Annotated in this window: 13 protein-coding genes; 12 read left to right on the top strand and 1 reads right to left on the bottom strand. The window is 71.5% G+C overall.

Features of this window, described 5'->3' with window-relative positions; all coding sequences use genetic code 11:
* The first annotated feature begins 81 nt into the window (after nucleotides 1–81).
* On the top strand, nucleotides 82–1,059 hold the full coding sequence (locus GQS52_RS21475) for a TerC family protein (RefSeq protein ID WP_182314978.1): 978 nt from the start codon (nucleotides 82–84) through the stop codon (nucleotides 1,057–1,059).
* Nucleotides 1,060–1,148: 89 nt separating this feature from the next.
* On the opposite strand, the gene GQS52_RS21480 is transcribed toward GQS52_RS21475, so the two are convergent.
* Entirely contained in the window at nucleotides 1,149–1,805 is a 657-nt protein-coding gene (locus tag GQS52_RS21480) for an MBL fold metallo-hydrolase (RefSeq protein ID WP_182314979.1), read from the bottom strand.
* Between the two features lie 307 nt (nucleotides 1,806–2,112).
* On the opposite strand from GQS52_RS21480, the gene uvrA reads away from it, so the two are divergent.
* From uvrA to GQS52_RS21535, 11 genes are all read left to right on the top strand, one after another.
* Nucleotides 2,113–4,959: an excinuclease ABC subunit UvrA gene (gene uvrA, locus GQS52_RS21485; protein WP_182314980.1), complete on the top strand. Its 2,847-nt coding sequence runs from the start codon at nucleotides 2,113–2,115 to the stop codon at nucleotides 4,957–4,959.
* A 136-nt stretch (nucleotides 4,960–5,095) separates the two neighbouring features.
* The gene (locus tag GQS52_RS21490; RefSeq protein WP_182314981.1) at nucleotides 5,096–5,518 is read left to right on the top strand and encodes a Rieske (2Fe-2S) protein; all 423 of its coding nucleotides are present in this window, start codon (nucleotides 5,096–5,098) and stop codon (nucleotides 5,516–5,518) included.
* A gap of 10 nt (nucleotides 5,519–5,528) precedes the next feature.
* Complete coding sequence (uvrC, locus tag GQS52_RS21495) at nucleotides 5,529–7,544, top strand: excinuclease ABC subunit UvrC (RefSeq protein WP_182314982.1); 2,016 nt, start codon at nucleotides 5,529–5,531, stop codon at nucleotides 7,542–7,544.
* Nucleotides 7,541–8,458: an RNase adapter RapZ gene (gene rapZ / locus GQS52_RS21500; protein WP_259370900.1), complete on the top strand. Its 918-nt coding sequence runs from the start codon at nucleotides 7,541–7,543 to the stop codon at nucleotides 8,456–8,458. Before uvrC ends, rapZ begins: the two co-directional genes overlap by 4 nt.
* A gap of 17 nt (nucleotides 8,459–8,475) precedes the next feature.
* The gene (gene yvcK / locus GQS52_RS21505; protein ID WP_259371173.1) at nucleotides 8,476–9,486 is read left to right on the top strand and encodes a uridine diphosphate-N-acetylglucosamine-binding protein YvcK; all 1,011 of its coding nucleotides are present in this window, start codon (nucleotides 8,476–8,478) and stop codon (nucleotides 9,484–9,486) included.
* Nucleotides 9,477–10,454 (top strand): DNA-binding protein WhiA, encoded by a 978-nt coding sequence (gene whiA / locus GQS52_RS21510; RefSeq protein ID WP_182314985.1) that lies wholly within the window; start codon nucleotides 9,477–9,479, stop codon nucleotides 10,452–10,454. Before yvcK ends, whiA begins: the two co-directional genes overlap by 10 nt.
* Nucleotides 10,455–10,657: 203 nt before the next feature.
* A complete protein-coding gene (gene gap / locus GQS52_RS21515; RefSeq protein ID WP_182314986.1) occupies nucleotides 10,658–11,662 on the top strand; it encodes a type I glyceraldehyde-3-phosphate dehydrogenase in 1,005 nt (334 codons plus the stop codon).
* 108 nt (nucleotides 11,663–11,770) lie between these two features.
* The gene (locus GQS52_RS21520) at nucleotides 11,771–12,973 is read left to right on the top strand and encodes a phosphoglycerate kinase (protein WP_182314987.1); all 1,203 of its coding nucleotides are present in this window, start codon (nucleotides 11,771–11,773) and stop codon (nucleotides 12,971–12,973) included.
* Nucleotides 12,974–12,982: 9 nt separating this feature from the next.
* Nucleotides 12,983–13,762: a triose-phosphate isomerase gene (gene tpiA, locus GQS52_RS21525; protein ID WP_182314988.1), complete on the top strand. Its 780-nt coding sequence runs from the start codon at nucleotides 12,983–12,985 to the stop codon at nucleotides 13,760–13,762.
* A gap of 131 nt (nucleotides 13,763–13,893) precedes the next feature.
* On the top strand, nucleotides 13,894–14,130 hold the full coding sequence (secG, locus tag GQS52_RS21530) for a preprotein translocase subunit SecG (protein WP_182314989.1): 237 nt from the start codon (nucleotides 13,894–13,896) through the stop codon (nucleotides 14,128–14,130).
* A gap of 181 nt (nucleotides 14,131–14,311) precedes the next feature.
* The gene (locus tag GQS52_RS21535; protein ID WP_182314990.1) at nucleotides 14,312–14,647 is read left to right on the top strand and encodes an RNA polymerase-binding protein RbpA; all 336 of its coding nucleotides are present in this window, start codon (nucleotides 14,312–14,314) and stop codon (nucleotides 14,645–14,647) included.
* The last annotated feature ends 117 nt before the right edge of the window (nucleotides 14,648–14,764 follow it).

Genomic DNA, 14,764 nt, shown 5'->3' on the forward strand with positions numbered 1-14,764 from the left:
GCCCGGCGCACGCGTCCGGGTGGAAGAGACCTCCGGCAGCGACGACGCTGACACTTGCCGTCTCAATCTGCCGGAGGAGCAGTGGACGTTTCCCTGAGTGCATGGGTGCTGACCGTGGTCGGTCTGGCCGCCCTCATCGCCGTGGACTTCTTCATCGGCCGCAAGCCGCACGAGGTCTCCATCAAGGAGGCCGGCATCTGGACGATCGTCTGGGTGGCCCTGGCGGTGGTCTTCGGTATCGGACTGCTCGTCCTCGGCGGCGGGCAGCCGGCCGGCGAGTTCTTCGCCGGCTACATCACCGAGAAGTCCCTGAGCGTCGACAACCTCTTCGTCTTCGTGCTGATCATGGCGAAGTTCTCGGTGCCCCCGATGTACCAGCAGCGCGTGCTGATGATCGGCGTGCTGATCGCGCTGGTGCTCCGCGCCGGGTTCATCGCCGCGGGCGCCGTGATCATCTCCACCTTCTCGTGGGTCTTCTACATCTTCGGCGCGTTCCTGATCTACACCGCCTGGAAGCTGATCCAGGAGGCGCGCTCGGGCGACGAGGACGAGGAGTTCGAGGAGAACCGGCTGCTCAAGGCCATCGAGAGCCGCTTCCCGGTGGCCGACAGGTACCACGGCACCAAGCTGTTCGTCCGCGAGAACGGCAGGCGGCTGATCACGCCGATGCTGATCGTCATGCTCGCCATCGGCACGACGGACATCCTCTTCGCCCTGGACTCGATCCCCGCGATCTTCGGCCTCACCCAGGACCCGTACATCGTCTTCACCGCCAACGCCTTCGCCCTGATGGGCCTGCGGCAGCTGTACTTCCTGATCGGCGGGCTGCTCAAGAAGCTGGTCCACCTCTCCTACGGCCTGTCGGTCATCCTCGGGTTCATCGGCGTCAAGCTGCTGCTGCACGCGATGCACGAGTCGGGGCTGCACGTGCCCGAGATCGGCATCCCGTTCTCGCTGGGCTTCATCGTCCTGGTCCTGGCGGTCACCACCTTCACCAGCCTGCGCGCCTCGCGGAAGCAGGCCGCGGAGGAGGAGCGGGCGGCCGGCGGCCCCGTCTGACGGCGTCGGGCCCCGTCCGACGGCCGGGGCCTTCGTGCGGCACCGGTGCCCGTGCCGGGGGAGCGCCCCCGGCACGGGCACCGTCCGTGCTACCAGCCGCGCTCCCGCCACTCCTGCAGGTGGGGGCGCTCGGCGCCGAGCGTGGTGTCCTTCCCGTGGCCGGGGTAGACCCAGGTCTCGTCGGGCAGCGGGCCGAAGAGCTTGGTCTCCACGTCGTCGACGAGCGAGGCGAACGCGCGGGAGTCGCCGAAGGTGTTGCCGACGCCCCCGGGGAAGAGGCAGTCGCCGCTGAAGACGTGCGGGTGGCCGTGCGGGTCGTCGTAGACCAGCGCGATGCTGCCGGGCGTGTGCCCGACCAGGTGCCGCGCGGTCAGCTCCACCCGGCCCACCCGCACCGTGTCCCCGTCGTCGACGAGCACGTCGGTGGGGACGGGGATGCCCTCCGCGTCGTGCCGGCCCGCCAGGGTGCGGGCGCCCGTGGCGTCGACCACGGCCCGCAGGGCGCCCCAGTGGTCGCCGTGCCGGTGGGTGGTGACCACCGAGGAGATGCCGTCGTCCCCGATCAGCCGCAGCAGGGTCTCCGGCTCCGCGGCGGCGTCGATCAGCACCTGCTCGCCGGTGGCCCGGCAGCGCAGCAGGTAGGCGTTGTTCTCCATGGGGCCGACCGCGACCTTGGTGATCACCAGGTCCGCCAGTTCGTGCACGTGCGGCTCCCCGCCGACACGGACGTTGCCGTCGTACGCCATCGTGGTGTCCTCGTCTTCCTCGTGGCCCGTGCCGATGCCCGGACCCTTCCCGGGACGCAGTCTGTCAGCCCGGCCGTCACCCGGCCGCCGTCACCCGGCCGCCGTCGGCCGTCGCCCGGTCGCGCCGCCCGGGACCGGTGTCGCTCGTAAGGGTGAACCGGGCTCGCGGCGCACGGAAATCGAATGTGCGTGCTATAGGGTCGGATCCTGCATCAGGAAGAAAAGCCGAGGGCACCCTGTTTAGGCTGACCGGGGGGTGCCCTGTCACTCCCACAGCTCAAGCTGTCCAAGAAAGGTGCCTGCCGGCGTGGCCGATCGACTCACCGTCCGTGGCGCTCGAGAGCACAACCTCAAGAACGTCTCGCTCGACCTGCCCAGGGACTCCCTGATCGTCTTCACGGGGTTGTCCGGCTCGGGCAAGTCCTCCCTGGCCTTCGACACCATCTTCGCCGAGGGGCAGCGCCGCTACGTCGAGTCGCTCTCGTCCTACGCACGGCAGTTCCTGGGCCAGATGGACAAGCCCGACGTCGACTTCATCGAGGGCCTGTCGCCCGCGGTGTCGATCGACCAGAAGTCCACCTCGCGCAACCCGCGCTCGACGGTGGGCACCATCACCGAGGTCTACGACTACCTGCGCCTGCTGTTCGCCCGCATCGGCAAGCCGCACTGCCCCGAGTGCTCCCGCCCCATCTCCCGCCAGTCGCCGCAGGCGATCGTGGACCGGGTGCTGGAGCTGGAGGAGGGCAGCCGCTTCCAGGTGCTCTCGCCCCTGGTGCGGCAGCGCAAGGGCGAGTTCGTCGACCTCTTCGCGGACCTGCAGACGAAGGGCTACAGCCGGGCGCGGGTGGACGGGAAGACGGTCCAGCTCTCCGACCCGCCGGCGCTCAAGAAGCAGGAGAAGCACACGATCGAGGTGGTCGTCGACCGCCTGACCGTCAAGGCCGGCGCCAAGCGGCGCCTCACCGATTCGGTGGAAACGGCGCTGGGGCTCTCCGGCGGCATGGTCGTCCTGGACTTCGTCGACCTGGCGGAGGACGACCCGCAGCGCGAGCGGATGTTCTCCGAGCACCTCTACTGCCCCTACGACGACCTGTCGTTCGAGGAGCTGGAACCGCGCTCGTTCTCCTTCAACTCGCCCTTCGGCGCCTGCCCGGACTGCACCGGCATCGGCACCCGCATGGAGGTCGACCCCGAGCTGATCGTCCCCGACCCCGAGAAGTCCCTGGACGACGGCGCCATCGCCCCCTGGTCGCACGGCCACACCCGCGAGTACTTCGCACGCCTGGTCGGCGCCCTCGCCGACGAACTGGGGTTCCGCACCGACATCCCCTGGGCCGGACTGCCCGCCCGGGCGCGCAAGGCCCTGCTCAACGGCCACAAGACGCAGATCGCGGTCCGCTACCGCAACCGCTACGGCCGCGAGCGCTCCTACACCACCTCCTTCGAGGGCGCCGTGCCGTTCGTCAGGCGGCGCCACTCCGAGGCCGAGAGCGACTCCAGCAGGGAGCGCTTCGAGGGCTACATGCGCGAGGTGAACTGCCCCACCTGCGAGGGCACCAGGCTCAAGCCGGTCATCCTCGCCGTCACCGTCTCGGGGAAGTCCATCGCCGAGGTCTCCGCCATGTCGATCAGCGACTGCGCCGAGTTCCTGCGCGCACTGAGGCTGACCGACCGGGAGAAGACCATCGCCGAGCGGGTCCTCAAGGAGGTCAACGAGCGCCTGGCCTTCCTGGTCGACGTCGGCCTGGACTACCTCTCGCTCAACCGGGCGGCCGGCACCCTCTCCGGAGGCGAGGCCCAGCGCATCCGCCTGGCCACCCAGATCGGCTCCGGCCTGGTGGGCGTGCTCTACGTCCTGGACGAACCCTCCATCGGCCTGCACCAGCGCGACAACCACCGGCTCATCGAGACCCTGGTGCGCCTGCGCGACATGGGCAACACCCTGATCGTCGTCGAGCACGACGAGGACACCATCCGCACCTCCGACTGGGTCGTCGACATCGGCCCCGGGGCCGGCGAGCACGGCGGCGAGGTCGTCCACTCCGGGCCGCTGGCCGAACTGCTGGCCAACGACGCGTCGGTGACCGGCCAGTACCTGTCCGGCAAGCGGTCCATCCCGACCCCGCGGGAGCGGCGGCCGGTGGACCGCAAGCGCCGGCTGACCGTGCGCGGCGCCCGCGAGAACAACCTGCAGGACATCACCGTCTCCTTCCCGCTGGGCGTGTTCACCGCGGTCACCGGCGTCTCCGGGTCCGGCAAGTCCACCCTGGTCAACGACATCCTCTACACCCACCTGGCGCGCGAGCTCAACGGCGCCAGGGGCGTCCCCGGCCGCCACACCCGGGTCGACGGCGACGACCTGGTCGACAAGGTCGTCCACGTCGACCAGTCGCCCATCGGCCGCACCCCGCGCTCCAACCCGGCGACCTACACCGGGGTCTTCGACCACGTCCGCAGGCTCTTCGCCGAGACGGTCGAGGCGAAGGTCCGCGGCTACCTGCCCGGGCGCTTCTCCTTCAACGTCAAGGGCGGCCGCTGCGAGAACTGCTCCGGCGACGGCACCATCAAGATCGAGATGAACTTCCTCCCGGACGTCTACGTGCCGTGCGAGGTCTGCCACGGAGCCCGCTACAACCGCGAGACCCTCGAGGTGCACTACAAGGGCAAGTCCATCGCCGAGGTGCTGGACATGCCCATCGAGGAGGCGATGCACTTCTTCGAGGCGGTGCCCGCCATCGCCCGCCACCTGCGCACCCTCAACGACGTCGGCCTCGGCTACGTCCGCCTCGGACAGCCCGCGCCGACCCTCTCCGGCGGCGAGGCGCAGCGGGTCAAGCTCGCCAGCGAGCTGCAGAAGCGCTCCACCGGCCGCACGGTCTACGTGCTCGACGAGCCCACCACCGGACTCCACTTCGAGGACATCCGCAAGCTGATCAACGTCCTGTCCGGACTGGTCGACAAGGGCAACTCGGTGATCGTCATCGAGCACAACCTGGACGTGATCAAGACGGCCGACTGGATCGTCGACATGGGCCCCGAGGGCGGCAGCGGCGGCGGGCTGGTCGTCGCCGAGGGCACCCCGGAGCAGGTCGCCGCGGTCCCGGCCAGCCACACCGGCAAGTTCCTGCGGGAGATCCTCGCCCCGGAGGTCTGAGGGAGGGCGGCACCGCCCGCCCGTTCCCCGCCCCGTACCGCTCCGGCGGCCGCTTCGGGCAGGCGGCCGCCGGGGCGGCGAAGCCCTCGCATAGGGTCGACAGCAGGTACCGCACACACCCGAAGGACCACCTGCGATGAACGACACCGCCCCCGCCGGACCCCGCCGCCGCACCGTGCTGTGCGGAGCAGCCCTGGCCGGCGCCGCCGGCCTCGGCCTGACCGCCTGCGGCTCCGGGAGCGGCTCGGACGCGCTGCCCGCCCGCCCGGTGGAGCTCGGCCCCGCCTCCGACGTCCCTGTCGGCGAGGCCAAGCTCTACCGGGACAAGAGGATCCTCGTCGCGCGCACCGCCGAGGACGAGTACAAGGCGTTCAGCGCCGTGTGCACCCACCAGGGCTGCCCCCTGGACGAGATCAGGGACGGGCTGGCGAACTGCCCCTGCCACCGCAGCCTGTTCGACCCCGCCACCGGCAGGGTCGAACAGGGGCCGGCGGTCGACCCCCTGCCGTCGGTCCCCGTCCGCGTGGAGAACGGCAGGCTTGTCGCAGGCAGTCAGTAGGGTTGGGGCCATGGCCGACCCTTCGAGCTACCGACCCGCGCCGGGGCAGATCCCGGACTCGCCCGGGGTGTACAAGTTCCGCGACGCCCACGGCCGCGTCGTCTACGTGGGCAAGGCCAAGAGCCTGCGCCAGCGGCTCTCGTCGTACTTCCAGGACGTCGCCGGCCTGCACCCGCGCACCCGCACCATGGTCACCACGGCCGCCTCGGTGGAGTGGACGGTGGTCGGCACCGAGGTCGAGGCGCTCCAGCTGGAGTACTCCTGGATCAAGGAGTTCGACCCGCGGTTCAACGTCAAGTACCGCGACGACAAGAGCTACCCCTCCCTGGCGGTCACCATGGGCGAGGAGTTCCCCCGCGTCCAGGTGATGCGGGGGCCGAAGAAGAAGGGCGTGCGCTACTTCGGCCCCTACGCCCACGCCTGGGCCATCCGCGAGACCGTCGACCTGCTGCTGCGGGTCTTCCCCGTGCGCACCTGCTCCAACGGCGTCTTCAAGCGCGCCGCCCAGGTCGGCAGGCCCTGCCTGCTCGGCTACATCGACAAGTGCTCCGCCCCCTGCGTGGGCCGGGTCACCCCCGCCGAGCACCGCGAACTCGCCGAGGAGTTCTGCGACTTCATGGCCGGTCGCACCGGCGCCTACCTGCGCCGCCTGGAACAGGCCATGAAGGACGCGGCGGCGGACATGGAGTACGAGAGGGCGGCCCGCCTCAGGGACGACATCGAGGCCCTCAAGCGCGCCATGGAGAAGAACGCGGTGGTCCTGGCCGACGCCACCGACGCCGACCTGATCGCCCTGGCCGAGGACGAGCTCGAGGCCGCCGTGCAGATATTCCACGTCCGCGGCGGCCGGGTGCGCGGCCAGCGCGGCTGGGTCACCGACAAGGTCGAGGCCGTCGACACCGCGGGCCTGGTCGAGCACGCCCTCCAGCAGCTCTACGGCGAGGAGAGCGGCGAGGCCGTGCCCCGGGAGGTGCTCGTGCCGGCCCTGCCCGACCCCGTCGCACCGCTCGCCCAGTGGCTCGGAGAGCGCCGCGGCTCCCGGGTCGACCTGCGCATACCGCAGCGCGGCGACAAGAAGGACCTGATGGACACGGTCCGCCGCAACGCCGAGCAGGCCCTGGCCCTGCACAAGACGAAGCGGGCCTCCGACCTGACCACCCGCTCCCGCGCACTGGAGGAGATCGCCGAGGCGCTCGGGCTGGACTCCGCCCCGCTGCGCATCGAGTGCTTCGACATCTCCCACCTGCAGGGCGACGACGTGGTCGCCTCCATGGTCGTCTTCGAGGACGGCCTGCCCCGCAAGGGCGAGTACCGCCGGTTCCAGATCAAGGGCTTCGCCGGGCAGGACGACGTCCGCTCGATGCACGAGGTGGTCTCCCGGCGCTTCCGCCGCTACCTGAGCGAGCGGCAGCGCACGGGCGAGTGGGAGCCCCCCGCGGAGGACGCGGCGGCCGACGGTGCGGCGGCCGACGGCGCGCCCGAACCGGCCGGCGGGCCCCTGGACCCCGAGACCGGCAGGCCCCGCCGCTTCGCCTACCCGCCGCAACTGGTCGTCGTCGACGGCGGGCAGCCGCAGGTCGCCGCCGCGAAACGGGCCCTGGACGAGCTGGGCGTCGACGACGTCGCGCTGTGCGGCCTGGCCAAGCGGCTGGAGGAGGTGTGGCTGCCCGGCGAGGACGACCCCGTCGTCCTGCCGCGCACCAGCGAGGGCCTGTACCTGCTGCAGCGCGTGCGGGACGAGGCGCACCGGTTCGCCATCTCCTACCAGCGCTCCAAGCGCTCCAAGTCCATGACGGCGGGCCCCCTGGACGCCGTCCCCGGCCTGGGCGAGACCCGCCGCCGGGCCCTGCTCAAGCACTTCGGCTCGCTCAAGCGCCTGCGCGGCGCGACGATCGAGCAGATCTGCGAGGTGCCCGGGGTGGGCCGGACCACCGCCGAGGCCGTCGCCGCGGCCCTGGCCGGATCCGCACCGGCGGCTCCAGCCGTGAACACCGCCACGGGCGAGATCATCGAGGAAGAACAGTGACCACCGGCACGGAAGGTGATGGAGAGAACGTGAGCACCGCCGAGACCGGCGAGGCCATCCCCGAACTGGTGATCATCTCGGGGATGTCCGGCGCCGGACGCAGTACCGCGGCCAAGTGCCTGGAGGACCTGGGCTGGTTCGTCGTGGACAACCTGCCGCCCGCCCTGATCCCCACCATGGTCGACCTGGGGGCCCGTTCCCAGGGCAACGTCGCCCGCATCGCGGTCGTCGTCGACGTGCGCGGCCGCCGGTTCTTCGACAACCTGCGCGACTCGCTGGCCGACCTGGCTGCCAAGGGGGTCCGGCGCCGGACCCTCTTCCTGGAGGCGTCCGACGACGCCCTGGTGCGCCGCTTCGAGAGCGTGCGCCGCCCGCACCCGCTGCAGGGCGACGGCCGGATCGTGGACGGCATCGCCAAGGAGCGCGACCTGCTGCGCGAGCTGCGCGGCGAGGCCGACCTGGTCGTCGACACCTCCAACCTGAACGTGCACGAACTGCGCGCCAAGATGTCCGCCCAGTTCGCGGGCGAGGAGGAGCCCGAGCTGCGGGCCACCGTGATGTCCTTCGGCTACAAGTACGGCCTGCCGGTCGACGCCGACCTCGTGATCGACTGCCGCTTCCTCCCCAACCCGCACTGGGTCCCCGAGCTGCGCCCCTTCACCGGGCTCAACGAGCAGGTCTCGGACTACGTCTTCGAGCAGCCCGGCGCGAAGGAGTTCCTCGACGGCTACGCCGAGCTGCTGCGGATCGTCGAGGCCGGGTACCGGCGCGAGGGCAAGCGCTACGTCACGGTCGCGGTCGGCTGCACCGGCGGCAAGCACCGCAGTGTGGCGATGTCGGAGAAGCTCGCCAGGCGCATGGCGGCGGACGGGGTGGAGACCGTGGTCGTCCACCGCGACATGGGGCGGGAGTGAGGGGACAGGTAGGCCGCCTGACGCGGCTGGTCGGGGGCCGGGCCCGCGGGGGCCGGCCGAAGGGGGTCCAGCCGAAGGTCGTGGCGCTCGGCGGCGGCCACGGGCTGTCCGCCTCCCTGGCGGCGCTGCGCCGGATCACCGGCGACCTGACCGCCGTGGTCACCGTCGCGGACGACGGCGGCTCCAGCGGCCGCCTCCGCGACGAGCTGGGGGTGCTGCCCCCCGGCGACCTGCGCAAGGCGCTGGCCGCGCTGTGCGGGGACGACGAGTGGGGCCGCACCTGGGCGCGGGTGATCCAGCACCGCTTCGCCGGCCGCGGGGACCTCAACGGCCACGCGGTGGGGAACCTGCTGATCGTCGCGCTGTGGGAGCAGCTGGGCGACCCGGTGGCGGCCCTGGAGTGGGTCGGCCGGCTCCTCGGCGCGCACGGCCGGGTCCTGCCGATGTCCGCGGTCCCGCTGGAGATCGAGGCGACGGTGCGCGGCCACGACCCGCGGTCCCCGCAGAAGGTCTCGACGGTCCGAGGGCAGGCCACGGTCGCGGCCACCCCGGGCACCGTGGAGGAGATCCGGCTGCTGCCGCAGGACCCTCCGGCGGTGCCGGAGGCGGTCGCGGCCGTGCTGGAGGCGGACTGGGTGGTGCTCGGCCCCGGCTCGTGGTTCACCAGCGTCCTGCCCCACCTGCTGGTGCCCGAACTGATGGCCGCCCTGACCGAGACCAAGGCCCGGAAGGTCCTCGCGCTCAACCTCGCGCCGCAACCCGGTGAGACGGAAGGGTTCTCCCCGCAGCGTCATTTGGAGGTTTTGGCCGGACACGCCCCTAAACTCGCCCTGGACGTGGTGCTGGCCGACGAAGCCGCCGTGCACGACCGGGAGAGCCTCGCAACGGCTGCGGGCCGGTTGTCCGGTGCGGTGGAACTGGCCCCGGTCGCCTGCCCGTCGGGAGCCCCCCGACACGACCCGGAGCTGCTGGCGGCCGCGTACGACCGGATTTTTCGGATGCATGGAAGGATCGGCCCATGGCGATGACGCCAGCGGTGAAGGACGAAATCAGCCGGCTGCCCGTCACCCGGACCTGCTGCCGCAAGTCGGAGGTCTCGGCGATCCTTCGGTTCGCGGGTGGCCTCCACCTGGTGAGCGGGCGCATCGTGATCGAGGCGGAGCTGGACACCGGGATCGCGGCCCGCAGGGTCCGCAAGGACATCCTGGAGATCTTCGGCCACCCCTCGGACCTGGTGGTGATGGCCCCCGGAGGGCTGCGGCGCGGCAGCCGCTACGTGGTGCGGGTGGTCGCCGGCGGAGAGCAGCTGGCCCGGCAGACCGGTCTGGTGGACGGCCGCGGCCGCCCGATCCGCGGCCTGCCCCCGCAGGTGGTCTCGGGGGCCACCTGCGACGCGGAGGCCGCCTGGCGGGGCGCGTTCCTGGCGCACGGCTCGCTCACCGAGCCCGGCCGCTCCTCCTCCCTGGAGGTCACCTGCCCCGGCCCGGAGGCGGCCCTGGCCCTGGTCGGCGCGGCCCGCCGCCTGGGCATCGCGGCCAAGGCCCGCGAGGTGCGCGGGGTGGACCGCGTGGTGGTCCGCGACGGCGACGCCATCGGCGCGCTGCTGACCCGGCTGGGCGCCCACGAGTCGGTGCTCGCCTGGGAGGAGCGCCGCATGCGCCGCGAGGTGCGGGCCACGGCCAACCGCCTGGCCAACTTCGACGACGCCAACCTGCGCCGCTCGGCCCGCGCGGCGGTCGCGGCCGGCGCCCGGGTGCAGCGGGCCCTGGAGATCCTCGGCGACGACGTCCCCGAGCACCTGGCGGCGGCCGGGCGGCTGCGGATGGACCACAAGCAGGCGTCCCTGGAGGAGCTGGGCTCCCTCGCCGACCCGCCGCTGACCAAGGACGCGGTGGCCGGCCGGATCCGGCGCCTCCTGGCGATGGCCGACAAGCGCGCCGCCGACCTGGGCGTGCCGGGGACGGAGTCCAGCCTCACCGAGGAGATGGTGGGCTGACGGCCGCCGGGGGCGGGGCGGTTTCGCGCCGCCCCCGGCGGGGCATGCGGGAACCGCTGGAGGGCCGTCCATGAGCCCGTGCGCCCGCGGTGCGGTCAATGTCACAGCGGGCGGCGATGCGCGGTAGGGTCGGAGACGGTCAGGGACAATCTCATACACCCCGCTGGTTCCTGCAACCGGCGTACCAACGAGGAGATCCGTTCGTGGCGATCCGCGTAGGCATCAACGGCTTCGGCCGTATCGGTCGTAACTTCTTCCGAGCCGCCCTGGAGCAGGGTGCGGACATCGAGATCGTCGGTGTCAACGACCTGACCGACAACGCTACCCTGGTCCACCTTCTCAAGTACGACACCATCCTCGGCCGCCTCCGCGAGGAGGTCTCGCACACCGACGACACCATCACCGTCGGCGGCAGGACCTTCCGGACCATGGCGGAGCGCGACCCGGCAGCCCTGCCCTGGGGCGAGCTCGGGGCCGACGTCGTCATCGAGTCGACCGGCATCTTCACCAAGGCCGCCGACGCCTCGAAGCACATCGCGGCCGGCGCCAAGAAGGTCATCATCTCGGCGCCCGCCAAGGGCGAGGACATCACGATCGTGATGGGCGTCAACCAGGACAAGTACGACCCCGCGCGGGACAACGTGGTCTCCAACGCCTCCTGCACCACCAACTGCGTGGCGCCGATGGCCAAGGTGATGGACGAGAACTTCGGCATCGTCAAGGGCATGATGACGACGGTCCACGCCTACACCAACGACCAGCGCATCCTGGACTTCCCGCACAAGGACCTGCGCCGCGCCCGCGCCGCCGCGGAGAACATCATCCCGACCTCGACCGGTGCCGCCAAGGCCACCGCCCTGGTCCTGCCGCAGCTCGAGGGCAAGCTCGACGGCATCGCGATGCGCGTCCCGGTCCCGACCGGCTCGGTCACCGACCTGGTCCTCGAGCTGGAGCGCGAGGTCACCAGGGACGAGGTCAACGCCGCCTTCCAGAAGGCGGCCGAGGGCCGGCTCAAGGGCATCCTGGAGTACACCGAGGACCCGATCGTCTCCTCGGACATCGTCAACTGGCCCGCCTCCTGCACCTTCGACTCCTCCCTGACCATGGTTCAGGGCAAGCAGGTCAAGGTCGTCGGCTGGTACGACAACGAGTGGGGCTACTCCAACCGCCTGGTGGACCTGACCACCTTCATCGGCAGCCGGCTCTGACACGTATCGTCACCGTCCGGACGGCATGATGCGACGAGGACGGGGCCCGAACGACGCGAAGGCGCCGTCCGGGCCCCGTCCCTTGCACAACCAAGGAGTAGCTCAAGCATGAAGACGATCGACGACCTGCAGGTCGCCGGCAAGCGGGTCTTCGTCCGCGCGGACCTCAACGTCCCGCTCGCGGACGGGGAGATCACCGACGACGGCCGCATCCGGGCCGCCGTGCCCACCATCGCGAAGCTGGCCGGGGCCGACGCCAAGGTGATCGTGGCCTCCCACCTGGGCCGCCCCAAGGGCGCCCCCGACCCGCAGTTCTCCCTCGCCCCGGTGGCCCGGCGGCTGGGCGAACTGCTGGGCGAGGACGTGGCCTTCGCCACCGACACCGTCGGCGAGTCCGCCCGCGGGGCCGTGGCCGGCCTCGCCGACGGCGGCGTGGTCCTCCTGGAGAACCTGCGCTTCAACGCGGGCGAGACCGCCAAGGACGACGCCGAGCGCGGCGCCTTCGCCGACGAGCTCGCCTCCCTCGCCGACCTCTACGTCGGCGACGGCTTCGGGGCCGTGCACCGCAAGCACGCCTCGGTCTACGACCTCCCGGCCCGCCTGCCGCACGCGGCCGGGGGCCTGATCGCCACCGAGGTCGGGGTGCTCAGGAAGCTCACCGAGGACGTCGCGCGGCCCTACGCGGTCGTGCTCGGCGGGTCCAAGGTCTCCGACAAGCTCGGCGTCATCGACCACCTGATGGAGCGGGCCGACCGCATCCTGATCGGCGGCGGCATGGCGTACACCTTCCTCAAGGCCCAGGGCCACGGGATCGGCAGGTCGCTCCTCCAGGAGGACCAGATCCCGGCCGTCCTGGAGTACCTGGAGCGGGCGAAGGCCAAGGGTGTGGAGTTCGTCCTGCCGGTGGACGTGGTGGGCGCCCCCGAGTTCCCGGACCTCAAGACCAAGGCCCCGGCGAACCCGTCCACGGTCGACGCCGCGGACATCCCGGCGGACATGCTGGGCCTGGACATCGGCCCGCGGACCTGCGAGCTGTACGCCTCGAAGCTCGCCGACGCGGCCACCGTCTTCTGGAACGGGCCCATGGGCGTCTTCGAGCACCCCGACTACGCGGAGGGCACCCGGGCGGTCGCGCAGGCGCTCGCCGACAGCTCCGCGTTCACCGTCGTAGGCGGCGGCGACTCCGCCGCCGCCGTGCGCACGCTCGGCTTCGACGAGGCCGCGTTCGGCCACATCTCGACCGGCGGCGGCGCCAGCCTCGAGTACCTCGAGGGCAAGACGCTCCCCGGCCTTGCCGCACTGGAGGACTGAAGAACCGTCATGACCACCACCCGCACCCCGCTGATGGCGGGCAACTGGAAGATGAACCTCAACCACCTCGAGGCCATCGCCCACGTCCAGAAGCTCGCCTTCGCGCTCACCGACAAGGACCATGACGCCGTCGAGGTCGCGGTCCTGCCGCCCTTCACCGACCTGCGGTCGGTGCAGACGCTGGTCGACGGCGACAGGCTGAGGATCAAGTACGGCGCCCAGGACGTCTCGCAGCACGACGCGGGCGCCTACACCGGCGAGGTCTCCGGCCCGATGCTGGCCAAGCTCAAGTGCACCTACGCGGCGATCGGCCACAGCGAGCGCCGCCAGTACCACGGCGAGGACGAGAAGATCGTCAACGCCAAGGTCAAGGCCGCCTTCCGCAACGGCATCGTGCCGATCCTGTGCGTCGGCGAGGGCCTGGACGTGCGCAGGGCCGGCGAGCAGGTGCCCTTCACCCTCGCCCAGGTCGACGGCGCGCTCGAGGGCGTTCCGGCCGAGCAGGCCGCGACGATCGTGATCGCCTACGAGCCGGTTTGGGCCATCGGCACCGGCGAGGTCGCCACGCCCGAGGACGCGCAGGAGGTCTGCGGCGCGATCCGCGCCCGGCTGGCCGAGCTGTACGGCCAGGAGGTGGCCCAGCAGGTGCGCGTCCTCTACGGCGGCTCCGTCAAGGGCTCCAACGCGCCGGGCATCATGGCGCAGCCCGACGTCGACGGTGCCCTGGTCGGCGGCGCCGCACTGGACGCCGACGACTTCGTGAAGATCGTCCGCTACCGCGAGCAGTAGGCCGACGGCCCGTTCGCGTCGTAGTCTGTCGGGGGCCGGGAACCAGCACCGCGCTGGCCGCCCGGCCCCCGCGTCGTACCCGTCGTACGTCCTCGAAGCAGCGTTCCGCACACCAGAGAGTTGGTCCGGCAGTGGTCCTCGGTTTCTCCATCGCCCTCGTCGTCTTCAGCCTGCTGCTGATGCTGCTGGTGCTGATGCACAAGGGGAAGGGCGGCGGTCTGTCCGACATGTTCGGAGGCGGCATGCAGTCCTCCGTGGGCGGTTCGTCCGTCGCGGAGCGCAACCTCGACCGGATCACGATCGTGATCGGTCTGATCTGGTTCGCGATCATCGTCGTGCTCGGGCTGCTGCTGAAGTTCCAGAGCTGACCGCGGGGCGGGGAGGCGTTCCCCGCCGCCGCTGTTCCCCTGCGCGGGACGAAAGCTGACGCCCCGTCGGTGCCGCGGCTTATCATGAAACGGCGTCGCGCCGGAGACGGCCACTGGCCATTCCATAAGGTCTCCGTAAACTATGACGACCGCGCAGCACCATCACGCAGGGAGTTACACCGTGGCAAGTGGCAACGCGATCCGTGGAAGCCGGGTCGGTGCGGGGCCCATGGGAGAAGCAGAACGGGGCGAATCGGCACCCCGGCTGCGGATCTCCTTCTGGTGCTCGAACGGGCACGAGACCCAGCCGAGTTTCGCATCCGACGCGCAGGTGCCCGACACCTGGGACTGTCCCCGTTGCGGGTTCCCGGCCGGCCAGGACCGGAACAACCCGCCGGACCCGCCGCGCACCGAGCCGTACAAGACGCACCTGGCGTACGTGCGCGAGCGGCGCAGCGACGCCGACGGCGAGGCCATCCTCGCCGAGGCCCTGGCCAAGCTCCGGGGCGAGATCTGAGGTCCGGCCGGCGGACCGGCCGCGGAACGGGGCGGGCGGGACGGGCGGGCCTCCGGGGGCCTTCCGGGCAAGTCCGTACGGCGACGGCCCGGTGCGGTGGAGAACCCACCGCACCGG

It is taken from the genome of Streptomyces sp. SCUT-3 (genome assembly GCF_014083985.1).
In the GTDB taxonomy this organism is placed as follows: domain Bacteria; phylum Actinomycetota; class Actinomycetes; order Streptomycetales; family Streptomycetaceae; genus Streptomyces_H; species Streptomyces_H thermolineatus.